The sequence below is a fragment of the Flavobacterium sp. ARAG 55.4 genome (genome assembly GCF_051846875.1).
Classification (GTDB): Bacteria; Bacteroidota; Bacteroidia; order Flavobacteriales; family Flavobacteriaceae; genus Flavobacterium; species Flavobacterium plantiphilum.
The window spans coordinates 219,524-241,931 of the sequence record NZ_JBPYCT010000003.1 but is presented as its reverse complement, the minus strand read 5'-3'; the positions used below and the strand labels follow the sequence as shown (position 1 = coordinate 241,931).

Annotated in this window: 22 protein-coding genes, 1 tRNA gene and 1 riboswitch; of the genes, 12 read left to right on the top strand and 11 right to left on the bottom strand. The window is 35.1% G+C overall.

Going from position 1 to position 22,408, the window contains the following annotated elements:
- Nucleotides 1-51 precede the first annotated feature (51 nt).
- The 4 genes from ACSV4D_RS05070 to recF form a co-directional block, all read right to left on the bottom strand.
- On the bottom strand, nt 52-1,113 hold the full coding sequence (locus ACSV4D_RS05070; RefSeq protein WP_439227376.1) for a glycosyltransferase family 4 protein: 1,062 nt from the start codon (nt 1,111-1,113) through the stop codon (nt 52-54).
- Nucleotides 1,114-1,193: 80 nt separating this feature from the next.
- Complete coding sequence (locus tag ACSV4D_RS05065) at nt 1,194-1,871, bottom strand: DUF2461 domain-containing protein (protein WP_439227375.1); 678 nt, start codon at nt 1,869-1,871, stop codon at nt 1,194-1,196.
- Nucleotides 1,872-1,889: 18 nt separating this feature from the next.
- Nucleotides 1,890-2,279, bottom strand: coding sequence for a rhodanese-like domain-containing protein (locus ACSV4D_RS05060; protein ID WP_439227374.1), 390 nt, complete (start codon nt 2,277-2,279; stop codon nt 1,890-1,892).
- A gap of 164 nt (nt 2,280-2,443) precedes the next feature.
- On the bottom strand, nt 2,444-3,523 hold the full coding sequence (gene recF / locus ACSV4D_RS05055; protein WP_439227373.1) for a DNA replication/repair protein RecF: 1,080 nt from the start codon (nt 3,521-3,523) through the stop codon (nt 2,444-2,446).
- Nucleotides 3,524-3,763: 240 nt separating this feature from the next.
- On the opposite strand from recF, the gene ACSV4D_RS05050 reads away from it, so the two are divergent.
- From ACSV4D_RS05050 to ACSV4D_RS05025, 6 genes are all read left to right on the top strand, one after another.
- Nucleotides 3,764-4,540 (top strand): tetratricopeptide repeat protein, encoded by a 777-nt coding sequence (locus tag ACSV4D_RS05050; protein ID WP_408081334.1) that lies wholly within the window; start codon nt 3,764-3,766, stop codon nt 4,538-4,540.
- A gap of 99 nt (nt 4,541-4,639) precedes the next feature.
- Entirely contained in the window at nt 4,640-5,215 is a 576-nt protein-coding gene (gene ribH / locus ACSV4D_RS05045) for a 6,7-dimethyl-8-ribityllumazine synthase (RefSeq protein WP_408081335.1), read from the top strand.
- A 178-nt stretch (nt 5,216-5,393) separates the two neighbouring features.
- Nucleotides 5,394-7,265, top strand: coding sequence for a DNA mismatch repair endonuclease MutL (mutL, locus tag ACSV4D_RS05040; protein WP_408081336.1), 1,872 nt, complete (start codon nt 5,394-5,396; stop codon nt 7,263-7,265).
- Nucleotides 7,262-8,011: a rhomboid family intramembrane serine protease gene (locus ACSV4D_RS05035; RefSeq protein ID WP_439227372.1), complete on the top strand. Its 750-nt coding sequence runs from the start codon at nt 7,262-7,264 to the stop codon at nt 8,009-8,011. Before mutL ends, ACSV4D_RS05035 begins: the two co-directional genes overlap by 4 nt.
- Before the next feature lie 37 nt (nt 8,012-8,048).
- Complete coding sequence (locus ACSV4D_RS05030) at nt 8,049-8,918, top strand: rhomboid family intramembrane serine protease (protein WP_439227371.1); 870 nt, start codon at nt 8,049-8,051, stop codon at nt 8,916-8,918.
- A gap of 52 nt (nt 8,919-8,970) precedes the next feature.
- A complete protein-coding gene (locus ACSV4D_RS05025) occupies nt 8,971-10,017 on the top strand; it encodes an endonuclease/exonuclease/phosphatase family protein (protein WP_408081339.1) in 1,047 nt (348 codons plus the stop codon).
- Nucleotides 10,018-10,029: 12 nt separating this feature from the next.
- Here ACSV4D_RS05025 and ACSV4D_RS05020 read toward each other — a convergent pair whose 3' ends face one another.
- The 6 genes from ACSV4D_RS05020 to ACSV4D_RS04995 form a co-directional block, all read right to left on the bottom strand.
- Nucleotides 10,030-10,656, bottom strand: coding sequence for a WbqC family protein (locus ACSV4D_RS05020; protein ID WP_408081340.1), 627 nt, complete (start codon nt 10,654-10,656; stop codon nt 10,030-10,032).
- A gap of 146 nt (nt 10,657-10,802) precedes the next feature.
- Complete coding sequence (gene lepB, locus ACSV4D_RS05015) at nt 10,803-12,380, bottom strand: signal peptidase I (protein WP_439227370.1); 1,578 nt, start codon at nt 12,378-12,380, stop codon at nt 10,803-10,805.
- A 64-nt stretch (nt 12,381-12,444) separates the two neighbouring features.
- Nucleotides 12,445-13,149 carry a 4-hydroxy-tetrahydrodipicolinate reductase gene (gene dapB / locus ACSV4D_RS05010; RefSeq protein WP_439227369.1) on the bottom strand — a complete coding sequence of 235 codons (705 nt, stop codon included), beginning with the start codon at nt 13,147-13,149 and terminating at the stop codon, nt 12,445-12,447.
- A 60-nt stretch (nt 13,150-13,209) separates the two neighbouring features.
- The gene (locus ACSV4D_RS05005) at nt 13,210-13,773 is read right to left on the bottom strand and encodes a DUF5683 domain-containing protein (protein WP_439227367.1); all 564 of its coding nucleotides are present in this window, start codon (nt 13,771-13,773) and stop codon (nt 13,210-13,212) included.
- The gene (locus ACSV4D_RS05000; protein ID WP_439227366.1) at nt 13,773-14,672 is read right to left on the bottom strand and encodes a ParB/RepB/Spo0J family partition protein; all 900 of its coding nucleotides are present in this window, start codon (nt 14,670-14,672) and stop codon (nt 13,773-13,775) included. The genes ACSV4D_RS05005 and ACSV4D_RS05000 overlap by 1 nt, the downstream gene beginning before the upstream one ends.
- Before the next feature lie 4 nt (nt 14,673-14,676).
- Nucleotides 14,677-15,444: a ParA family protein gene (locus ACSV4D_RS04995; RefSeq protein ID WP_408081344.1), complete on the bottom strand. Its 768-nt coding sequence runs from the start codon at nt 15,442-15,444 to the stop codon at nt 14,677-14,679.
- 200 nt (nt 15,445-15,644) lie between these two features.
- Between ACSV4D_RS04995 and ACSV4D_RS04990 the strand changes: the two genes are divergently transcribed.
- From ACSV4D_RS04990 to ACSV4D_RS04965, 6 genes are all read left to right on the top strand, one after another.
- Nucleotides 15,645-15,719: transfer RNA gene (locus ACSV4D_RS04990), tRNA-Pro, on the top strand.
- A 48-nt stretch (nt 15,720-15,767) separates the two neighbouring features.
- Entirely contained in the window at nt 15,768-16,016 is a 249-nt protein-coding gene (locus ACSV4D_RS04985; RefSeq protein ID WP_439227365.1) for a GIY-YIG nuclease family protein, read from the top strand.
- Nucleotides 16,017-16,987: 971 nt separating this feature from the next.
- Nucleotides 16,988-17,992, top strand: a complete 1,005-nt coding sequence (locus ACSV4D_RS04980; protein WP_439227364.1) for a DUF1852 domain-containing protein — start codon at nt 16,988-16,990, stop codon at nt 17,990-17,992.
- Nucleotides 17,993-18,017: 25 nt separating this feature from the next.
- On the top strand, nt 18,018-19,046 hold the full coding sequence (locus tag ACSV4D_RS04975; protein ID WP_439227363.1) for a methionine synthase: 1,029 nt from the start codon (nt 18,018-18,020) through the stop codon (nt 19,044-19,046).
- 98 nt (nt 19,047-19,144) lie between these two features.
- Nucleotides 19,145-20,161 (top strand): bile acid:sodium symporter family protein, encoded by a 1,017-nt coding sequence (locus ACSV4D_RS04970; protein ID WP_439227362.1) that lies wholly within the window; start codon nt 19,145-19,147, stop codon nt 20,159-20,161.
- Nucleotides 20,162-20,251: 90 nt separating this feature from the next.
- Nucleotides 20,252-21,334 (top strand): alkene reductase, encoded by a 1,083-nt coding sequence (locus ACSV4D_RS04965; protein WP_439227361.1) that lies wholly within the window; start codon nt 20,252-20,254, stop codon nt 21,332-21,334.
- Nucleotides 21,335-21,399: 65 nt separating this feature from the next.
- Here the strand turns inward: ACSV4D_RS04965 and ACSV4D_RS04960 are convergent, their stop codons facing one another.
- On the bottom strand, nt 21,400-21,861 hold the full coding sequence (locus ACSV4D_RS04960; protein WP_408081349.1) for an Lrp/AsnC family transcriptional regulator: 462 nt from the start codon (nt 21,859-21,861) through the stop codon (nt 21,400-21,402).
- Between the two features lie 175 nt (nt 21,862-22,036).
- A riboswitch (cobalamin riboswitch) is annotated at nt 22,037-22,188 on the top strand.
- Nucleotides 22,189-22,408: the final 220 nt, after the last annotated feature.

Here is a 22,408-nt window from a genome sequence, read left to right as displayed (position 1 = left end):
TTCGCTAAGCTTTGTATTCTTTGTGAAATCCTAGCGAACTTTGTGGTTAAATTATTTTTTAGAATCTATTAATTCATGGTATTTGTCCGCAATAATTTTCATATTGGTTTTGTAATTCACCTGTTTTTCAATGAATTTCCGATTGTTTGAAACAGCATTCTCTAAAATGGTTTTATTCTCAAATGCCCAGAGGATTTCATTAGCCAGCCTTTCAAAATCGTCCACAGTAATCAATTGTCCGTTTTCTCTATGACGAATCCAATTTTGATTTCCCGGAATATCAGAAACTATAGGGTAACAACCGCAAGCCATAGCTTCAAATAAAGAAGCCGAAACACCTTCGGTTATGGGCATGCTGATATAAAAATTCGATTCTTGGAGTAATTTAGGTAATTCCGTATTGGGAATTCTGCCTGTAAAAATGACTTTGTTTTCAATTTGCATTTTTGTTGCTAAATCCTTTAAATGCTCTAACCTAATTCCGTCGCCCACAATAGTTAAAGAAAAGTCTATTTCTCTTTGATGCAAAATACCAAATGCTTTCAAGATAATATCATGGCGGTATTCCGGTAAAAGGGAACGTGTAACGATAGCCTGAATTTTGTTGGAATCAGAATTGTTTTTGTTTTCAAATCTGTTTAAATCAATTCCCTTTGGTAAAACCAAAACTTTGCTCATATCTACTTTAGAATTTTTCATGTACTCTGCCATAATTGATCCCCAGGCATGAATAAGTGTGGCTTTTTTGAAAGCGTAATTCTGAATCATTTTTTTAAGCGGAATTGTAATAGCATCTTCAGGCCACAAATCGGTTCTTCCTTGTTGGGCAATGGCAGATGGTTGCATACCTGAAAGCGCTGCCAGAAAACCATAACTGGTAGTTCTTTCGGCAATAATCATATCTGGTTTTTGCTGACGAATTATTTTGCGTATTGTAATAGGAGCGAAGACGAATTCCAGTGTTCTCAGGATTCTGTTCAGGAATGAATGGTTAGGCGTTTTTAATTCCCAACTGATAATTTCAAAATCACCCAATTCCTTTAAGCCATTTATCCAAGTAATGGCATCGGCGCGATAGGATTCTCCAAGAAAAAGTATTTTTCTTTTTTTCATTAAAGAAATTTTTTCGCCACGAATTCACGAATTATTTTATATTGATTTCGTGAATTGGTGGCAGAAATTTTAGTGTTATTTTAAAATTCCTCTGTTTCGAGTGCACGGTTCAGGAATTCGTTCAATGGTTTTAAAAGGATTAGCTTCTGACTCATTTTCGAAACAAAATCTTTTTTAGTCACCTCGGAGATATCAAATTTCTGAAGCGTTTCGAAGCTTTTTAGCTTTAGAAAATCAATCGCAGGATGCTCTTTTTCGTAACCTCTTGGCGGATTTTTCAACAGGCTTTTTTCGCTTCGGTTAAAATCACCAAACTCTTTTTTGAAATTAGGTTCGTTCAAAATGGCTTCTAAATCGTCATAGAAAAAAGCAATTTCTTTGCGTATTTTTTTTAGTTGATCCGGATCAGGTGAATAAAATCCTCCAGCAATAAAACTGCCTCCTTTTTCAATATGGATATAATATCCGGAACGATTCTGATCTTTAGCGCCCGATGAAAGCCAGACACCCAAATGTGATTTGTACGGCGATTTATCTTTAGAAAACCGAATATCACGATTGATTCTGAACGTGCAGTTTTTTATTTCCAGCATTTCTAATGACGGATCCATAGGTTTCATGGCATCCAGGAAATCAGAAACTAATTGGTGATAATCTTTTTTGAAAATTTCGTATCTTTTTTTGTTGTCCTGAAACCATTCGCGGTTATTATTGGTTCTTAAATCGTCCAGAAATTGTAGTGATTCTTTTGTAAGCATGAATGTAACTTTTTGTTTTTATTGCGCTGTTTTTGTCTCTGCTTTCCATTTAAGGTAACCGCCATCCAGATTGTAGATTTCCTTAAACCCTAATTCGGCCAGTTTTTCAGAGGCTTTCAGGCTTCGTTTACCACTTCGGCAGTACACATAAACGGGTTTGTCTTTATTTAGTTTTTCAGCATTTTGTGTAAATTGATCTCCAAGCCAATTGATGTTCTGTGCTGTGTCAATATGCCCTTCGGTAAATTCTTCCGGAGTGCGAACATCAATGATTTGTAGTTTTTGGGTCGTCTTTATTTCTTTTGCGAAAGCGGCAACTTCAACCGTTTGAATGTTTTGAGAAGTTTGTGCATGGCAGGAAAATAAAATGAATAAAAGGCTTATTGCGAATAAGGATTTGAATTTCATTTAGTTGAATTTTGATTATATCAAAAATAGTTAAAACGATAGACTTTGATAGATTTATATTAAAATTTTAACCACAGATTTTTTTCTTTTTTAGCTAAAAAAGCTTGGTGTCCCGATAGCTATCGGGATTGCTGAAAACTTAGTTCTCTTTGCGGTAAAAAAAATTACAAGTTGAATATTTTATACGATTGATGTGTCGATTTCACGATGGCTTCGGTACGCTCGGGATGTGTATCTGAAATAAAAAGCTGACCAAAAGTATCTGAATTCACCATTTCTACAATTTTTGCTACCCGGGTTTCGTCCAGTTTGTCAAAAATATCATCAAACAATAAAATAGGTTTTACACCGCTTTGCCTTTTTAGAAATTCAAACTGAGCCAGTTTTAAAGCAATCAAAAAAGATTTTTGTTGGCCCTGCGATCCGAATTTTTTAATAGGATGATTGTCTATTTCAAACGCCAGATCATCTTTGTGGATTCCCACACTGGTGTATTGCAATGCACGGTCTTTATTAATGTTTTGCTGTAAAAGGGTTAGTAAATCAGTTTCATACAAATGACTCTCATAAACTAATTGTACCGATTCCTGTGAATCCGTAATGGCATGATGGTGTTTGTTGAAAATAGGGATAAACTCGGCAATGAATTCTTTTCTTTTTTCGAAAATATAGCTGCCAAAATCGTTTAATTGCTCATTATATATAGAAAGGGTATCATTGTCAAAAACATGGTTCAGTGCAAAATATTTTAAAAGTGCATTGCGTTGACTCATTACTTTCTGGTACTGAATGAGTTGTTGTAAATAATGGGAATCCAGTTGGGATATAATGCTGTCAATAAATTTTCGGCGGGTTTCACTGCCTTCAATAATTAAATCCCTGTCAGCAGGCGAAATAATAACAAGTGGAATGAACCCGATATGATCGGAGAATTTATCATAGATTTTGCCATTGCGTTTTAATATTTTTTTCTGGCCTTTCTTCAGGCTGCAAAGCAGTTGTTCGCTTCTTTCGTTTTTGATAAATTCCGCATCAATAACAAAAAACTCCTCGCCATGTTTAATATTTTGAACAGCCAGCGGATTAAAATAACTTTTTCCATAAGATAAATGGTAAATAGCGTCCAGAATATTGGTTTTGCCGATACCGTTTTTACCCACAAAACAGATTATTTTGCCGTCAAACTCGAAACTGGCTTCTGAAAAGTTTTTATAATTGAATAAAGCTATTTTTTTTAAATACATTTTTGAGGATGCTGCTATTGAGACTGGTCGTTTTTTAGACTTTCAAAAGAGGCTGCAAATTATTGAAAAATATCCATATAAACGACTTTTGGTATTTTTCTATATTAAAAAGTTAGCCACAGTATTTGTTGAAAAAATCTTTAAAATAAAAATATTTTCGATTTATATATAAAATCTTCGTTTTTATGTGTGGGTTTGAATAAAAATTTTATTTTTGCGGTTCACTAAATTAATTTTTAAATGGCTACATATAATAAAAGAGGATATAAAGCACCAAAAGAGAAAGAAGTTAAAGAAGCAGTAGAAGAGCAAGTAGTAATTGATGAAAAAAACAGTACAACAGCTGAAGTTTTTTCTAAATTAGACGAAACTGCATCAAAAACGGAAGACTGGGTTGCTAAAAATCAAAAAATTATTATTGGTATAGTAGGAGCTATTGCTTTGTTTACAGTAGGTTATGTAGCTTATGAAAAATTTGTTGCAGAACCGAAAGAAGAGGAAGCAGCAAGTGAGATGTTTGTGGCACAACAAAATTTTGATCAGGCAGCTAATGGAGTAGCAAGTGACTCATTATATAAATTAGCTTTAAACGGTTCAGAAGGAAAATTTGGATTCCTTAAAATTGCTGATGAATATTCAGGTACTTCAGCAGGAAATTTAGCAAATTATTATGCAGGTATCGCTTATTTAAATACCGGAAAATACACTGAAGCTATTGATTATTTAAGCAAATTCAAATCTGATGATGTGGTTTTGAGTGCGATGGCTAAAGGAGCAATAGGAGATGCGTATTCTGAAAATAAGCAGCCAAAAGAGGCCTTAGAAAATTATTTGAAAGCCGCCGAATCCAGTACAAATGATTTTACCACACCGCGTTTTCTTTTAAAAGCCGGGAAGACAGCTTTAGCAATAGGTAATAAGGAAGATGCTTTGAAATATTTCACAGATATAAAAGAGAAATACGAAAATTCACAGGAAGCTGCTTCAGTGGATGGCCTGATAGGTTTGTCTCAATAACAGAAATCAATAATAAAAATTTGGTGATTATGAGTCGTAAAAAAAGCTTGTAATCACCAATTTTTATTTTTAATTTCAAAGTCTAAAATTAAATTTTATATGGCAACAATTAATAAAAACTTATCAGTTTACGATAAAAGTGCACTTCCCAGTGCGAAAGATTTTCGTTTTGGAGTGGTAGTTTCAGAATGGAATGAGAATATAACAGAAGGTTTGTATAAAGGAGCAGAAGATGCTTTTTTAGATAATGAAGTTCCTGCTCAAAATATTATCCGATGGAATGTCCCGGGTAGTTTTGAGTTAATTTACGGAGCAAAAAAAATGTTGCAAACCCAAAAAGTAGATGCTGTTATTGTGATTGGATGTGTAATTCAGGGACAGACAAAGCATTTTGATTTTGTTTGCGAAGGCGTTACTCAGGGGATTAAAGATCTTAATGTGCAAACGGATATTCCCGTTATTTTTTGTGTACTGACCGATAATACGATGCAGCAATCTATTGACAGAAGTGGGGGAATTCACGGAAATAAAGGAACAGAGGCAGCTATCGCAGCTATTAAAATGGCTTATATCCGTCAGCAGGCTTCACTGACTCATGACTACGCAGGTCAAAACTTACTGACTTCCGGAGCAATGCAGTTAGACGAAGGAACACCTTTAGAATTAAAAGAATAAAAACTAAATAATTCAGAATGAAACCTATACTATTTGAGACTAAATAGTATAGGTTTTTTGTTTTATTTATGATATAAGAAACCCTAAAAGACGGCAGAAATTTATTAAATTTGCTGGGCTTAGTTATCTTCTGAATACTAATCCCTATAACTGTCGGGACTGAAAAACTAAAAAAAAAATGTCAAGTATAATCCAATTACTTCCTGATCATGTTGCTAATCAAATTGCTGCCGGAGAAGTGGTTCAAAGACCTGCTTCGGTAGTGAAAGAATTACTTGAAAATGCAGTTGATGCTAATGCAACAGATATTAAGTTGATTATCAAAGATGCCGGAAAGTCGTTAGTTCAGGTGATTGATAATGGAAAAGGAATGAACGTGACCGATGCACGTTTGTGTTTTGAGCGTCATGCCACTTCCAAAATCCGTCATGCCGAAGATTTATTTTCACTGCATACCAAAGGTTTCCGCGGAGAGGCACTGGCTTCTATTGCTGCGATTGCGCATGTGGAAATGAAAACCAAACAGTCACAGGAGGAATTAGGGACTCAGATTGTTATTGAGGGAAGTAAATTTGTCTCACAGGAATCGGCCGTATTGCCACAGGGGACTTCCTTTGCTGTTAAAAATTTGTTTTTTAATATTCCTGCCCGACGTAATTTCCTGAAATCGGACACGGTAGAATATAGACATATTGTTGATGAATTTCAACGAGTAGCTTTGGCTCATTCAAACATACATTTTACTTTTTACCATAATGGCAGCGAAATGTTCAATCTGCCAATTTCGACATTAAGACAACGAGTGGTGAATGTTTTTTCGGGTAAAACCAATGAGAAATTAGTTCCCGTTCAGGAAGAAACTGAAATTGTAACGATAGAAGGATTTGTAAGCAAGCCTGAATTTGCCAAAAAAAATCGGGGCGAACAATTTTTCTTCGTCAATGACCGATTTATAAAAAGTGGTTATTTGCATCATGCAGTAATGGCGGCTTATGACGGAATTTTGAAAGACGGTGCACAGCCCAGTTATTTCCTGTATTTAACAGTTCCGCCTAATTCTATCGATATCAATATTCACCCAACCAAAACCGAAATTAAGTTTGATGACGAAAGTGCATTGTATGCTATTTTGCGAGCTTCTATTAAACATAGTCTGGGGCAGTTTAACGTGGCACCGGTGTTAGATTTTGACAGAGATGCTAATTTAGACACACCTTATCATTATAAAGATTTAGAAGGAACGGTGCCTACTATTCAGGTAGATAGTACTTTCAATCCATTTTCGGATGATAAAGTCAATAAACATTATGCTGGTGCTGGATCATCAGGTTCAAGTTATAAAAAACCAGCTTCAACAGCCAGTTGGGAAAGTTTGTATGTAGGTTTAGAACAAGAACCTGAGTTTACAACGGAAACTAATGAAATTTCTTTTGAAAGCGAAGAAGTTACGGGTTCATTATTTAATGATGAAGAAGTAGAGCACGCAGTTCAGAATGTGTATCAGATTCATAAAAAATATATTGTTTCGCCTATAAAATCCGGAATGGTAATTGTGGATCAGCAGCGCGCGCATCAGCGTGTTTTGTACGAACAATTCTTAACGAATATGACCGTGCATCAGGCATCGAGTCAGCAATTGTTATTTCCGTTGAATTTGTATTTTTCGTCAGGCGAAATGGAACTGATTAGGGAACTGAAGCTTTCATTGGTTAATACCGGATTTGTTTTTGAAGAAACCAATGACGATCATGTGGTAATTTCCGGAATTCCGGTGAATGTAACCGAAAGTGAGATTTCTATCCTGTTAGAACAATTGTTAAGCGATTTGCAAGATGGAATACCCGAAAATAGTTTCAGTCAGAATGATACGATTGCTAAATCAATGGCAAAGAGTCTGGCAGTAAAAACAGGAACAAGCTTAACGGTCAAAGAGCAGGAAAATTTAGTCAACGGACTTTTTGCCTGTAAAGATCCTAATGTATCACCTTTTCAAAAACCAACTTTCATCACGATGCGTGTGGAAGACTTAGATAAAAAATTTGCAGTATGATGAATATAACACCAATAGTAAAGCAGTTATTAATAATTAATGTACTGTTTTTCATAGGGACACTTTTTGTGGGTGAACCCGCATATCAAATTTTAGCAATGTTTTTTCCTGAAAATCAGGGTTTTCATTTTTGGCAGCCTTTAACCCATATGTTTATGCACGGAGGATTTGCGCATATTGCATTTAATATGTTTGCCTTATATTCTTTCGGTTCTACATTAGAGCATTTTTGGGGAGAAAAAAAGTTCCTTTTCTTTTATATTTCTTGTGGACTTGGTGCAGTCTTAGTAAATACAGCTGTAAGCTATTATTTTTTTCAAGATGGATTAAGTGTATTAATGAATCAAGGTTTTTCTAAAGAAGAAGTTATAGCTGTACTAAATGGAAAGGGGAGTAATGAATTAGTGCCTATATTGCAAAGTGTAGATTTAAAGAATTTTTTTGAAGCTTATTTTGGAACTGTTGTGGGAGCTTCAGGAGCTATTTATGGATTATTGATTGCTTTTGCCTTTATGTTTCCAAATGCTGAGCTGGGGATTATGTTTATCCCTGTTCCTGTTAAAGCTAAATATTTTGTCCCAGTTTATATGCTCTTGTTTGATGGTTTCTTTGGTATATTTGGGAATTCCTTAATGGGAATTGATTCGGGAATTGCTCATTTTGCACACATAGGCGGAGCCTTATTTGGCTTCCTGATTATGTGGTATTGGAAGAAAAACCAGTTTAATGATAATCGCTGGAATTAATTAAAATGGAGCATTCAAGCTAAAAAAGAATTGGAAAATGAATATTTTAGACGACTTAAAATTACAATATAAACTGGGAGGAATCGCTAATAAATTAATTTATTGGAACATTGGCTTTTTTCTTATTTCATACGTATTGCCAAGGCTTTTATTATTAGGGAATGTTCAGGCAGATTTTCTTCAATATGTAAGTTTGTCGGCTAATCCGAAAGATTTACTATGGAAACCGTGGTCGTTGCTGAGTTATTCTTTTTTTCATTTTGATTTTTTTCATATTTTATTCAATTTACTGGTTCTTAATTTTGCCAGCCAGTTGTTTTTAACCTTTTTTACCCAAAAGCAATTTTTAGGATTGTATCTTTTGAGTGCAATTTTTGCAGGAGCTGTTTTTGTGGCAAGTTATTATATTATGAATATTAATGGAGCCATAGTAGGAGCTTCTGCGGCAATAATGGCAGTATTAGTGGCGGCAGCAACATATCAGCCATTGATGCAGGTTCGTTTATTACTGATTGGTAATGTAAAATTATGGCACATTACAGCGGTGTTGCTGATACTGGATTTAATGCAGATACGTTTAGATAATATGGGCGGACATATTTCGCATTTAGCGGGCGCTTTTTTTGGTTTTGTGTACATTAAGGCATTGCAAAATGGTACTGATATGAGTGTGATTGTGACCAGAATAATTGACTTTTTTGCTAATGCTTTCAAGAAATCACCATCGACACCTTTTAAGAAAGTACATAAGAATTATTCCAAGCCCGTAGAAAAAAGGGCTTCCAGAATAGTGACGAAAGATAAAACCCAACAACAAATTGATGAGATTTTAGATAAAATCAGTCAGTCAGGTTATGATAGTTTAACTAAGGAGGAAAAAGATTTTTTATTCAAGTCAGGGAAGTAATTGTTTAGGAATGCTTTGTTTTATAACGTTTTTTAGACATTAAATAAATAAAATGAAAAAACTTTCATGGTTCAATACAGGAATGTTTTACTTAAACATTACGCTTATTATAGTTACTTTTATAGCTTATGTGCTTCCGTTTCTGGCACCTAAAATTTTTCCATGGTTGTCTGTTCTGACATTGTTCATGCCTTTGTTTTTTATTCTCAACAGTCTTTTCTTTTTATATTGGGCTATTCAGTTCAAAAAGAGGATGATTGTTTCGGGCTTGGTTCTTTTAATTGGAATCACTTTTATTAATAAGTTTTATAAATTTACGGCTAAAAAATATCCAGAGAGCGACAAGGATTTCGTGGTAATGAGTTATAATGTGCGTTTGTTTAATTTGTTCAAATGGGACGATAAAGCAGATATTCCCGAAACAATTTTAGAATTCGTAAATGATAAAAACCCTGATATTTTATGTATTCAGGAATATTCTAATTCTGCAGGAATCGATTTAAAAGTGTATCCGCACCGCACTATTTTTATGGAAGGAAACCAGATTAAAACCGGACAGGCTATTTTTTCTAAATTTCCTGTTATCGAACAGGGAAAAATTCTGTTTCCAAATTCTAATAATAATGTTGTTTTTGCTGATATTAAAAAAGGGAAAGACATCATCAGAGTGTATAATATGCATTTACAATCCATCAAAATTTCGCCGGATGTCAATGAGATTTCAGAAAATATCGATGTGATGAATAAAGAGAAATCCCAAATGATGTTTTTCAGAATCAGTAAAGCTTTCAAACAACAACAAGAACAGGCAGAAATTTTAAAAGAAAGTTTAAAAGATTGTCCTTATCCGATTATTATTTGTGGTGATATGAATAACAGTGCGTTTTCTTATGTTTACCGTATTATAAAAGGAGAATCAAAAGATGCCTTTGAAGAAGCCGGTGTAGGTTTTGGACAAACCTATCGTTTTAAATATTATCCTGCCCGTATTGATTATATTTTTGCCGATAAAAAAATGGAGGTTAAAAAGTTTGAAACCTTTCCTGAATTTGATAATTCAGACCATTTCCCGATAATGGCAAAGCTCTCGCTGGATTAAAAACTATTTCATTTATGGGAGAACAAGTTGTTGCGATTTTAAATAATCAACGGTAAATTTTCCTTCGTTAAACAGTAAGTCCAGAATGCTTAAATTGTTGATAAATCCAAATTTATCATCAAAAACCTGAGTATAAGGTTCGAAAACAGAAGGATCTTTTTTTCCGTTTATTAAAAAACGATAATCTGTAAACTCATTTGTATCGACTTCGTGAAAATATTCTGTGGTAGTTTCAAAGTTAAATTTGGTACGCATACATTTGGAAATAATTTCCAGGGCTTCCAAATTCAGATCCATTAAAAAGTGATGTTTTTTTTCGAAAAAAGGAATGAAATCATCTTCGAAAAATTCAAAAAAAGGAGAGCTTCTGTATGCTGCTTCCAAAGATTTAAAATGTTGTTTTTGCCAGTCAAAATCATTTTCTATCTGAATGTCTTTTGTTTTTTGATGGCCTTTTTTAGAATGTTTTATAGGGATATTCAAAAGCTGAATTCCGTTAGGACTATAAATATAAGTACGGTTTCTGTTAGTTTGCTTTTGAAAATTATCTTCCATTTCAAACACAATGTTTTCTGCCTGGATCATTGCTGCAAAATGACTAATCGATGGGAAATAAGAAGGGTGTAATAAGGTTTTCATTCTGTTACTGCTCTCTAAAATAGTTAAAACTATCGAAGTATTTTATTTTTTTGCCACAGATTACACGGATTTAAACAGATTAATCTGTGCTAATCTTTTTAATCTGTGGCAAAATAAAAGAATTTATATGCTATAAATATATCAAACTAGATATTGTTTTTCTCTTTTCTTTTTTTCCAGAAATATTCACCTACGAAGAATGCGGCTAATAAAATCAGGAAAATTTTGAAATACGATTGGGGTTGTCCTTCACCACTAACAGTTGTAAAAACTCTGTCCCAACGCACTTTGTTCCATCCCTTTCCGTTGGTATCCCAGCTCATCCAGATAAAAACCGGCTTTCCTACGATATGATCTTCGGGAACATAACCCCAATAACGACTGTCCTCAGAATTATGGCGGTTATCCCCCATCATCCAGTAGTAATTTTGTTTGAAAGTATAGCTGTTGATTACTTTTCCGTTCAGTCTGATTTCGTTTCCGGTTACTTTTAAATCGTTTTTGTTACCATTATCGTCTTTTTCGTAAGTAGTGATAATTCTTTTATAAAAGGGCAGACTTTCTAATGTAAGAGCTACTGTTTTTCCTTTTTGAGGTATGTAGATAGGTCCGTAGTTATCGGCATTCCATTTGTTAATATGTGGAAAAATACCGTGCTCAGCACCTTTGCTTATCTGTCTTTTTACCACAGTAATTCCAGCAGTATTTTTTAGTCTTTCAGCACCTGCAGCCGTTAAAGCTCTGAAATAAAGTGTGTCTCTGGAGTCATTTAAACGCACCCCGTCAGTCACGTCCATTTCTCTTAATAATTGTTCTAAATTTACCGGAGGATTTTTAGTATCAATACCTACAGCATAAGAAAATTGAGGTTTAGCCCGTTCAGGTAATTCTAGTATTTTACCATTTATGTAGATAATTCCATCTTTTATAGCTAGACTGTCACCCGGGATTCCAACACATCTTTTAACATAGTTTGATTCTTTATCAATAGGCTTTATTACCCCCGGAGTTCCTACAGGTTCACGGAAATAATGTACAGTATCTACAGGCCAGTTAAAAACTACAATATCAGTACGGTTTATTTTGTCTTCTATTCCGGGTAATCTTAAGTAAGGTAATTGAGGCCAGTTCAGATAAGATTTTCTTTTGGTCATAGGAATAGTGTCATGAACCATTGGTAAAGCTACCGTGGTCATTGGAACTCTGGCTCCATAATTTATCTTGCTTACAAAAAGAAAATCTCCAACTAATAATGATTTTTCCAAAGAAGAGGTCGGTATCGTATACGGCTGTACAAAATAAGTATGTACAAATGTAGCAACGATGATAGCAAATAAAAGGGAACTTACAGTATCGGCGGTTTTGTTTTTTGGATGGAAGTTTCGGTCATTATTATACTCTAATTTCTGCGTGTAATTAACGTAATAGATGTACAATCCGAAAGTTATAATTCCTAAAAAGGTGTCTAACTGACTTCGTTTTCCAAAAGTTCTTAAGGTTTCTACCCAGATAACCGGAAACATAATTAAGTTAATAATAGGAATGAAAAGCAATAATGTCCACCATGTAGGGCGACCAATGATTTTCATTAATACAATTGCATTATAAACAGGTATTGCTGCTTCCCATTTTTTTCTTCCTGCGGCTTCATATAATTTCCAGGTTCCTAAAAAGTGAATAACCTGAACAAAAAGAAAAAAAACAAACCATTGATATAGTGTCATAATTATGTGTTTTAAGTTTTTTAAGATTTAAAATGAAGTTGTCCACTTTAAATTAAAACCAGATTTATTGAATGTTAAGTACATCTCTCATGCTGAAAATCCCTTGTTTTCCGGCTAACCATTCGGCAGCTATAACTGCACCCAGCGCAAATCCTTCACGATTGTGAGCAGTATGTTTGATTTCGATACTGTCAATACCGGAATCATAAGTTACTGTGTGGGTTCCCGGAACTTCACCCGTACGGACAGCTTCAATATGAATATCCTTTTCAGTTGCATTTTCAAGAGTCCACTTGCTGTATTGATTGTTGTTTTCAATCACGCCCTGTGCTAATGAAATAGCGGTTCCGCTTGGAGCATCCAGTTTATGAATATGGTGAATTTCTTCCATAGAAACTTTGTAGCCTTCAATATTAGCCATCATTCTGGCCAGATATTCGTTTAATCCAAAAAATAAATTTACGCCTAAGCTAAAGTTGGAACTGGATATAAAACCACCGTTTTTTTCTTTACATAAGGCAATCATTTCTTCGTAACGATCCAGCCATCCTGTGGTTCCGGAAACTACGGGAACATTAGCATTGAAACAAGCCGAAATATTATCTACAGCTGCCATAGGAACGCTAAAGTCAATAGCAACATCTGCAGTTGAAAGCCCTTCATAAGTATTAAATTCGTCTTTTTTCAAAACAATTTCATGACCTCTTTCCAAAGCAATTCTTTCAATTACCTGACCCATTTTTCCGTATCCTAAAAGCGCGATTTTCATTTTGATTTATGTTTAAATTATAAATTGGAAATTGGAAATAACCAATTCTGTTGTATTCGATTAAAAATTATAATTAAGGCTAAGCCCTACGTTTGTTTTGTAATTTAGACTATTCTGATAAAGTGTTGGTTTTACTGATAAACGATCATCTACATTAAACTGCATTAATGCCGCATCAACATTGGCATCAATAATATTCAAGACATAAAAACCTACAATAAATAAAGTAGAGAAATCCCGATTTTTTTGGTAAAATTTTTGGGCTGCAATTAATCGGGAATTATCTGTTATGTAAGCATACTCTTCAGACGGATTCCCTTCTAATCTACGTTTGTATTCGTCTCTAAACCCATGGTATTTTTTATTACTGTCTATATAAAAATAAAGACTGGTTCCTATGGCTCCATACACCAGCGGAATTTTCCAGTATCTTTTGTTATAAGCCTGACCTAAACCGGGTAAAACTGCTGAATAAAATGCAGCTTTTGCAGGTGTTAACGGGTCAATATCTATTGATTTCAAAGTATCAGCTGCAACTACTTCTGACGGGACTTTTTTTTGTGCCCATGCAGTGGTATTGCATAAGAAGATAAGAAATAGTGCTATGGAAATAATTTGCTTCACTATCCTTTGATTAATTCCATAATTCGGTTAAAATCTTCTTCAGACCGGAACGGAATGGTGATTTTACCTTTTCCGTTACTGGTTACTTTGATGTCAACCAGATTTCCAAAATAATTGTTCAAAACCTTTTTCTGGTTTTCATCGATATCAAAAGAAGCTGTTTTAGCTTTTACCGCAGCTTTTGGTTTGAGACTGTCCTGGTAATTTTTTACTAAAGTTTCAGTATCACGAACCGAAAGATTCTGACTTACAATTTTTTGATAAATAGCTGTCTGGGCATCTAAATCTTCAATGTTGATGATGGCTCTGCCATGTCCCATACTGATAAAACCATCACGAATTCCTGTCTGGATAATCGGGTCCAGTTTTAAGAGTCTTAAATAATTTGCAATGGTAGAACGTTTTTTACCCACACGTTCACTCATCTGCTCCTGAGTCAATTGGATTTCATCCATTAACCGCTGGTACGAAAGTGCAATTTCAATTGGATCTAAGTCATGACGCTGGATGTTTTCTACCAATGCCATAACCAGTGATTCATTATCATTGGCAATTCGGATGTAAGCAGGAACGGTGCTAAGACCAACTAATTTTGAAGCTCGCAAACGACGTTCTCCCGAAATTAACTGGTATTTATTAAAGTCTAATTTTCGAACAGTTATAGGCTGAATTACGCCCAGTTCTTTAATAGAAGTGGCTAATTCTTTTAATGATTCTTCGTTAAAATTACTTCGGGGCTGAAACGGATTTATTTCTATGGCTTCAATCTCGAGCTCAATAATATTTCCAACAACCTTGTCTGCATTTTTATCCTCAACTGATTTTATGTCATTTTCAGGATCTTTTAATAATGCTGATAATCCTCTTCCTAAGGCTTGTTTTTTTATTGCTTTTGCCATAAAATTAATTGCTGTTTTTCTTTATAATTTCCTGAGCAAGGTGTAAATAATTTGTTGCTCCTTTGCTCGTAGCATCATAATTGATAATGCTTTCGCCAAAACTTGGTGCTTCGCTTAGTTTAACATTTCGCTGGATAACCGTTTCAAAAACCATATCATTAAAGTGTTTCTGAACTTCTTCAACAACCTGATTTGATAAACGAAGTCTGGAATCGTACATGGTTAATAATAAACCTTCGATGTCTAAGTCGGGGTTATGAATTTTCTGGATGCTTTTTATAGTATTCAGTAATTTTCCTAATCCTTCCAAAGCAAAATATTCACACTGAATAGGTATAATTACAGAATTTGCAGCAGTTAAAGCATTTAATGTTAATAAACCAAGAGAAGGTGCACAGTCAATAATGATATAATCATAATCTTCTGTAACACTTTCTAATGCTTTTTTAAGCATATATTCTCTGTTTTCCTTATCTACTAATTCAATTTCTATAGCCACAAGATCAATGTGAGCAGGAATTACATCTACATTAGGAGCGGAACATTTTACTACTGCTTCTTTAGGAGTATTGCTGTGTTCCAGTATTTGGTAAGTACCAATTTCTACACTTTCGACATCAATACCTAATCCTGAACTGGCATTAGCCTGAGGATCAGCATCAATTAATAAAACTTTCTTTTCTAAAACGCCCAGGGAAGCAGCAAGATTTACTGATGTAGTAGTCTTTCCAACGCCTCCTTTTTGATTAGCAATCGCAATGATTTTGCCCATTTATTTCTATAATTTTGAACGGTAAAAATACAATTTATTATTGTTTCTAAAAATCTATTTTGTTAACATTTGTTAAAGCCTGATTTGCGATGTTTTGTCAGGTTTCAGACCGTTGCTGTAAAATTATTTTTGGAATTGCATTTATTTTTAATTTATAGTTTGCATAAGCAAAAAAGAGTTGTATATTTGCAGCCGCGTTACGGGGTGTAGCGTAGCCCGGTTATCGCGCCTGCTTTGGGAGCAGGAGGCCGCAGGTTCGAATCCTGCCACCCCGACTAAAACCTTCTTGTTATTCAGGAAGGTTTTTTTTATTTTCAGCTACTATGTTTTATGTTTATATTTTATATTCAAAATCAATTGCTAACTACTATGTGGGTTTTTCTTCTATGTCTTTAGAAGAAAGGCTGCGTCGTCATTTAAGTTCTCATAAAGGATTTACCGGAAGAGCTAAAGATTGGGAAATAGTATATTTTGAATCATTTGATACTAAAACCGATGCGATTTTGCGTGAGCAGGAAATAAAAAAATGGAAAAGTAAAGTGAAAATTGAAACATTAATTTCAAAATTGTAACGAGTTATCGCGTCCCGATTTTTAATCCGGAAGGCCGCAGGTTCGAATTTCCGTTTTCGGAATAAACGCTGCCACCCCGACTAAAACCTTCTTGTTGTTCAGGAAGGTTTTTTTATTTTCAGCTACTATGTTTTATGTTTATATTTTATAGGATCAATCCAAAAAACTGTGGAGAGATAAAATTTAAGCATAAATATTAGTTAGTCTAAAAAGGAAGAATTCCACATTTCTAACGCCTCTAAATTTACTTCTAAAGACTTTATATTTTACCATTGAAAGATTATGCACCATTTAGTGTTGGTTTTTTTGTGTCATGAACCATATTTCAGATGAATACATTAGTACTTCTGTTATCAAAAATAGTGTAGTGATTTTGATAAGTGATTTTGATAAAAGAGGTATTAACAGTCTGTATTCCTTTTTAAAAGATTCTCTATAATCAGGATATTAATAAAAAACGAACCCGTTTTAACTATATTTCTAGTGAGTTAGAGTCGATGCAACACAACAAAATAATATCTGTTAAGATAAGTAACGCATTCAGGCTACTGTAATTTTATTGAATTTACAAGCGTAATTATAGAGTGTCTGTCTTCTGCTGTTAGTTATGAACTGACCAGTATCTGTTTCCTAATATGTGGTCATATTTACGCACGCTAAAATCGTAAAGTACCAGCCTCAGGTCATAATTATAGCCTGATACTTCTTTTTTCATACTTATTGGGTTTGGTTATCTTGTAAATAATATACTTGAAATATTAACTCTAAAGTGAAATTATCTGTTTTCTGTTATTATTATATCTTTTAAAAGATTAATTATCTTTTTATTAGCTATAATAAAGTTAAAAAAATTTATATTTTATCAATACTTGGTTTATAAATCTTTTGTTTTAAAATTTGCAGTGTAAAATAACTATTTAGAAAAATGAAATAGTTCTTAATAGAAGCTTCAATACTAAAACGGAAAATATATGGAAAATACTCAAAGTACAATCAAGTCTGATTTTACATTTAAGCTCGAGAGCACTTGTTTAGATGAAAATTATCACCCCTCAAGCAAAACACGTTTGACGACCAATTTTGCAAACCTGGCCAGAGGAGATAATCGTCAGCAAAACTTACGTAATGCCTTGAATATGATTAACAATCGATTCAATTCATTGGCTCATTTGGATAATCCTGGAGCTGATCGTTATCTTGTAGAACTTGAAATCATCACAGTAACGATGAGTATTGATGATAAGAATGGGATTAACAATCTGCCACTTATTGAAGTTTTGAAAACGAATATTTTTGACCGTAAGACCAGTCAGCGTATCGAAGGTATCGCCGGAAATAATTTTTCTTCTTATGTACGTGATTATGATTTCAGTATTTTATTGACCGAGTACAATAAAAATAAACCTAGTTTTTGTATTCCAGAAAATTTTGGTGATTTGCATGGAAAACTTTATAAGTGCTTTGTGAATTCTGTCACTTACAAAGAGCACTTTAAGATGTCACCGATAATTTGTTTAAGTGTATCGGGCAACAAAACGTATACACGTACTGAGTATCAGCATCCGGTTCTGGGGTTTGAGTATCTGCAGAATGAGTATTCTCTCACTGATGAATATTTCTTCAAAATGGGTTTAAAAGTTCGTTTTTTCATGCCTGCAAACAGTGTGGCACCGATGGCTTTTTACCATTCCGGAGATCTGCTTGCTGATTATACTGATCTTGGACTAATCAGCTCAATCAGCACCATGGAGACTTTCCAGAAGATTTATCGTCCTGAAATTTACAATGCAAATTCAGTAGCTGGGAAAATCTATCAGCCGAGTCTTAAACACGAAGATTATTCACTCACCCGCGTGGATTATGACCGCGATGAGCGCAGCCGACTGGCTGTCGAACAGGGTAAATATGCAGAAGAGCACTTCATTAAGCCTTACAAAAGTGTTTTAGAGCAGTGGTCTGCCAATTTTGATCTTTAATTATAGCCATTAAAAATATTTTATTATGAAAAAATTAGTACCGACTTCAATTGTTGGAAGTTTACCCAAACCTGCCTGGCTTGCACCGCCCGAAAAACTTTGGTCGCCCTGGAAATTAGAAGGAGATCAGTTAATTGAAGGTAAACAGGATGCGCTGCGCATTTCTCTGCACGAACAGCAATTGGCAGGGGTCGATATCATTAGTGATGGCGAGCAGACACGTCAGCATTTTGTAACCACTTTTATCGAGCATTTAAGCGGTGTAGATTTTGAAAACCGCAAAATCGTAAAAATTCGTGACCGTTACGATGCAAGTGTTCCAGTTGTTGTTGGAGAGGTTGCACGCCAAAAAGGAGTTTTTGTTGAAGATGTCAAATTTTTACGCACGCTGACAAATCAGCCTATAAAATGGGCACTCCCTGGTCCAATGACGATGGTAGATACTTTGTACGATGACCATTACAAAAGCCGTGAAAAACTGGCATGGGAATTCGCGAAATTACTCAATGAAGAAGCAAGAGAACTGCAGGATGCAGGTGTAGACATTATCCAGTTTGACGAACCCGTATTTAATGTATTCTTTGATGAAGTAAACGATTGGGGAATGGCAGCATTGGAACGCGCCATTGAAGGTTTAAAATGCCAGACTGCGGTACATATCTGCTACGGTTATGGAATACAGGCTAATAATGACTGGAAAAAGACATTGGGATCAGAGTGGCGCCAGTACGAGGAAATTTTCCCTAAAATCCAGAAATCCAATATTGATATTGTGTCATTGGAATGCCATAACTCGCGTGTGCCTTTTAATTTAATCGAACTGGTTCGCGGCAAGAAAGTAATGGTCGGTGCCATTGATGTGGCCACCAACACTATAGAAACACCGGAAGAAGTCGCTGATACCCTGCGCAGAACGCTTGAGTTTATAGACATCGAAAACCTTTATCCTTCAACAAACTGCGGTATGGCTCCTTTGTCACGGGATGTGGCAAGAGGCAAATTAAATGCATTAAGCGCTGGAGCAGAAATTATACGTAAAGAATTTGGGATGTAGTCCCGATCTTTAATGTATATTCTTAATTATATTTTAGGAAAAACTTCATTATCACCCGAATATTAGCTTTAAAAAAAAATTAAATAGTAAAGATCAAATTGAAAAAGTTATTACAAGTATTAAGCAAATCAGGTCTCGACGGTTTTCTGCTAATGATAGCCACCATGATTTTGCTGGCTTATTTTCTGCCGTGGCCGGGCATGGTCAAAGAGCCTGTTTCGCTGGAGGATATTGCCAATATTGGCGTGTCGTTTATTTTTTTGTTTTATGGTTTGCGCCTGAGTGTTGAAAAACTAAAATCCGGGCTTGTAAACTGGAAAATGCACATTGTCGTCCAGCTGACAACCTTTTTGTTTTTTCCGCTCATCGTTTTGGTATTTCGCCCCGTGTTTGTCAGCAACGGCTTTGAATTGCTCTGGCTGGGCGTATTTTTTCTTGCAGCTTTACCGTCCACAGTTTCTTCTTCTGTGGTCATGGTTTCTATTGCTAAAGGAAATATTCCCGCAGCCATTTTTAATGCGAGTATTTCAAGCCTGATTGGCGTAGTGGTTACGCCGATATGGGTTGGGCTGTTCATCGCTTCTGCAACAGGCAGTTTTGATGTTTCGGATATCGTTATCAAATTGGTTTTACAAGTTTTATTGCCCGTCATCATTGGCATCACCCTCAGCTCCCGCTTTGGTGCCATTGCCGAAAAGTATAAAAAACAACTCAAATATTTCGATCAGGCAATTATCCTTACCATCATTTACACGTCGTTTTGCAAGTCATTTTCCGAACATCTTTTTGAAGGTTTTACTACCCTTGAACTTGCAGGACTTGCTGTTGGGATGATGGTTTTATTTCTCGTTGTATTCGTTTGTATCGGACTAATCAGCCGCTTTTTAGGTTTTTCAGATGAAGATCGTATAACGGTCTTATTTTGCGGGTCTAAAAAGTCATTGGTACATGGCACCGTCATGTCAAAAGTGCTCTTTCAGCACAGTACCATCACTGGAATAGTATTACTGCCATTGATGCTTTATCATGCCTTGCAATTGATTGCAGCGAGCATCATCGCTCAGCGTATGGCTCAACGGAAAGAAATACAATTTTTGCAAAAATATTCTATATAAATGATGTGGCAAAAAATATCTTAAGCAGATAACTATATGAAGTTTCAGCTTCTTGTCTTTTATGAATAATAATAATTTTAAAAAAATGGTATGAAACTTTTTGAAAAAACATATTTAGGCAATGTCAGCCTAAAAAATAGAATGGTCATGGCTGCGATGACCAGAGGCCGTACAGATATAAATGGCTTAGTGGGTAATATGACGGTAGAATACTATACTCAAAGGGCAAGTGCAGGTATGCTGCTTACTGAATCCATAAGAATCAGTGAAGAAGCTACCGGCAGTCCGCTTACTCCGGGTATTTTTACCAATCAGCAAATGGATGCCTGGAAGAAAGTTACTGCGTCAGTACATGATAAAGGCGGTGTTATTGTAGCTCAGCTTTGGCACACCGGCCGTATGGGGCATTCTGTGGACAGGAATGGCAGGCTCCCTTTTGCACCATCACCTTTGCCTGTAAGGGGAATGCAGCATTTTACCTCCCAGGGTAAGAAGGATTACGAAATACCTCAGGAAATGACAATTCAGGAAATCAAACGGACTATAAAGGACTATGGTCAGGCCGCAAAAAATGCCATAGCCGCAGGTTTTGACGGGGTTCAGCTTCATGCTGCTAATGGCTATTTGCCCAATCAGTTTTTGGCTGAAAGTGCCAACCAAAGGAAGGATGATTACGGCGGCAGCATACCTAAAAATGCCCGCTTTGTACTGGAAGTAATGCAGGAATTAATCAGTGCGGTGGGAAGTGAAAAGGTGGGGATTAAATTATCTCCTTTTCATACTTATGGTGACATGATACTGGATGACCCTGCCGCTACCTATACCTACCTGATTGAAGAACTGAACAAATTAGATTTTGCCCATGTGGAACTCATGAGACGCAGTTCGAGTTTTCCTTCGCCAGAACATTATACCGCTGAAAACGAGATTGAATTCTTTGGCAGGATGATACGCCAGACACTTATTGCTAATTCAGGTTATGACAAGGCTTCTGCGGAAGCTGAACTTGAAAAAGGTATTGCAAATCTTATTTCCTTTGGTACTTTGTACATCGCAAATCCTGACCTGCCTGAACGGTTTGAAAAAAATGCCGGGCTTAGTAAACCGGACAGAGCAACAATGTTTGGAGGCGGAAAACAGGGTTACACTGATTATCCCCTTTGGAACGGATAAAAAAATATTTTTTGTGAATTTAGATGTTTGAAGGCTGTTGAAAAGCTTTTTTTGTCACTGGGCAATCAAATACTAATATTGTGTAGATTTTTAATTTCTGCCATTACAAAAGAACTATGAGTACTACCGATGCTTTCCACTGTGCCTAACTTGTTAAATACAAAGTTTTGGTAATGCTTCATGTCTCGGGCAAAAACTTTCAGGATAAAATCATAATCACCGGAAACATTATAACATTCAATTACTTCATCGATTTTCATAATATCATCAACAAAATTATGACCTATTGTCCGGTCATGCTGTTTGAGTTTGATATTGCAAAAAACAATGAATCCATGACTGAATTTTTCATGATCAAGTAAAGCAATATATTTTTTGATATAGCCGTTATTTTCTAACCTCTTTACCCGCTGAAGTACCGGGGTAGGTGATAAATTTACCTGTAAAGCTAATTCTTTGATTGTCTGATTGGAGTTGTTTCCCAGAATTTTTAATAATAATAAATCTATTGTATCTAATTCTTCCATCGTACTAATTGTCTTTTGTGGTGACAAAAATAAGTATTAAAAAGTTTTTGAATCTATTTTTTATGTATAATTAAGTTTAATTATCTTGTTTTTTAATTTTTGATGGTCTTTTTGAGGTTGTTTGCTAAATTTATAAAGAATATTAAACTAATTGTGTTGATTGGTTCTTTATTTGTTTTATCAAATTGAATTAGGTTTTTTTTTAATAATAAGTGAAAAGGGAATCGTGGGAAAATCACTAACTGTCGCGCTTATAAACTCCATTGCTGGCGGGAGAATATAAAAGAATGTTACAAGTCAGATACCTACCTAATTTAAACAGCTTTGTTGTGTCCTGTATTTAATAATCTATATTTTCTTTCTTTTCTCGCTTAACATCTATAAATGATAAAGAATTTTTTAGAGTGATAAACAATCATTTTAAAGAAAAGATGAGTGTTAACATTCCTAAATCTTTAATAGCCTTTGGGCAGCTGAGATTCTGGCCGAACTGATAGTATCTTTGCCTAAAAAGATTCGTATAGGATTTCATGTATGTGGAGGTAAT

Excerpts from the sequence above, each read along its gene's own strand:
- ACSV4D_RS04975 (WP_439227363.1), top strand. The coding sequence starts at position 18,018 with ATGAAAAAATTAGTACCGACTTCAATTGTTGGAAGTTTACCCAAACCT.
- ACSV4D_RS04980 (WP_439227364.1), top strand. The coding sequence starts at position 16,988 with ATGGAAAATACTCAAAGTACAATCAAGTCTGATTTTACATTTAAGCTC.
- ACSV4D_RS05050 (WP_408081334.1), top strand. The coding sequence starts at position 3,764 with ATGGCTACATATAATAAAAGAGGATATAAAGCACCAAAAGAGAAAGAA.
- ACSV4D_RS04965 (WP_439227361.1), top strand. The coding sequence starts at position 20,252 with ATGAAACTTTTTGAAAAAACATATTTAGGCAATGTCAGCCTAAAAAAT.
- recF (WP_439227373.1), bottom strand. The coding sequence starts at position 3,523 with ATGTATTTAAAAAAAATAGCTTTATTCAATTATAAAAACTTTTCAGAA.
- ACSV4D_RS04995 (WP_408081344.1), bottom strand. The coding sequence starts at position 15,444 with ATGGGCAAAATCATTGCGATTGCTAATCAAAAAGGAGGCGTTGGAAAG.
- dapB (WP_439227369.1), bottom strand. The coding sequence starts at position 13,149 with ATGAAAATCGCGCTTTTAGGATACGGAAAAATGGGTCAGGTAATTGAA.
- ACSV4D_RS05070 (WP_439227376.1), bottom strand. The coding sequence starts at position 1,113 with ATGAAAAAAAGAAAAATACTTTTTCTTGGAGAATCCTATCGCGCCGAT.
- ACSV4D_RS05020 (WP_408081340.1), bottom strand. The coding sequence starts at position 10,656 with ATGAAAACCTTATTACACCCTTCTTATTTCCCATCGATTAGTCATTTT.
- lepB (WP_439227370.1), bottom strand. The coding sequence starts at position 12,380 with ATGACACTATATCAATGGTTTGTTTTTTTTCTTTTTGTTCAGGTTATT.
- ACSV4D_RS05000 (WP_439227366.1), bottom strand. The coding sequence starts at position 14,672 with ATGGCAAAAGCAATAAAAAAACAAGCCTTAGGAAGAGGATTATCAGCA.
- ACSV4D_RS05060 (WP_439227374.1), bottom strand. The coding sequence starts at position 2,279 with ATGAAATTCAAATCCTTATTCGCAATAAGCCTTTTATTCATTTTATTT.
- ACSV4D_RS04960 (WP_408081349.1), bottom strand. The coding sequence starts at position 21,861 with ATGGAAGAATTAGATACAATAGATTTATTATTATTAAAAATTCTGGGA.
- ribH (WP_408081335.1), top strand. The coding sequence starts at position 4,640 with ATGGCAACAATTAATAAAAACTTATCAGTTTACGATAAAAGTGCACTT.
- ACSV4D_RS05035 (WP_439227372.1), top strand. The coding sequence starts at position 7,262 with ATGATGAATATAACACCAATAGTAAAGCAGTTATTAATAATTAATGTA.
- ACSV4D_RS05065 (WP_439227375.1), bottom strand. The coding sequence starts at position 1,871 with ATGCTTACAAAAGAATCACTACAATTTCTGGACGATTTAAGAACCAAT.
- ACSV4D_RS04985 (WP_439227365.1), top strand. The coding sequence starts at position 15,768 with ATGTTTTATGTTTATATTTTATATTCAAAATCAATTGCTAACTACTAT.
- ACSV4D_RS05030 (WP_439227371.1), top strand. The coding sequence starts at position 8,049 with ATGAATATTTTAGACGACTTAAAATTACAATATAAACTGGGAGGAATC.
- ACSV4D_RS05025 (WP_408081339.1), top strand. The coding sequence starts at position 8,971 with ATGAAAAAACTTTCATGGTTCAATACAGGAATGTTTTACTTAAACATT.
- mutL (WP_408081336.1), top strand. The coding sequence starts at position 5,394 with ATGTCAAGTATAATCCAATTACTTCCTGATCATGTTGCTAATCAAATT.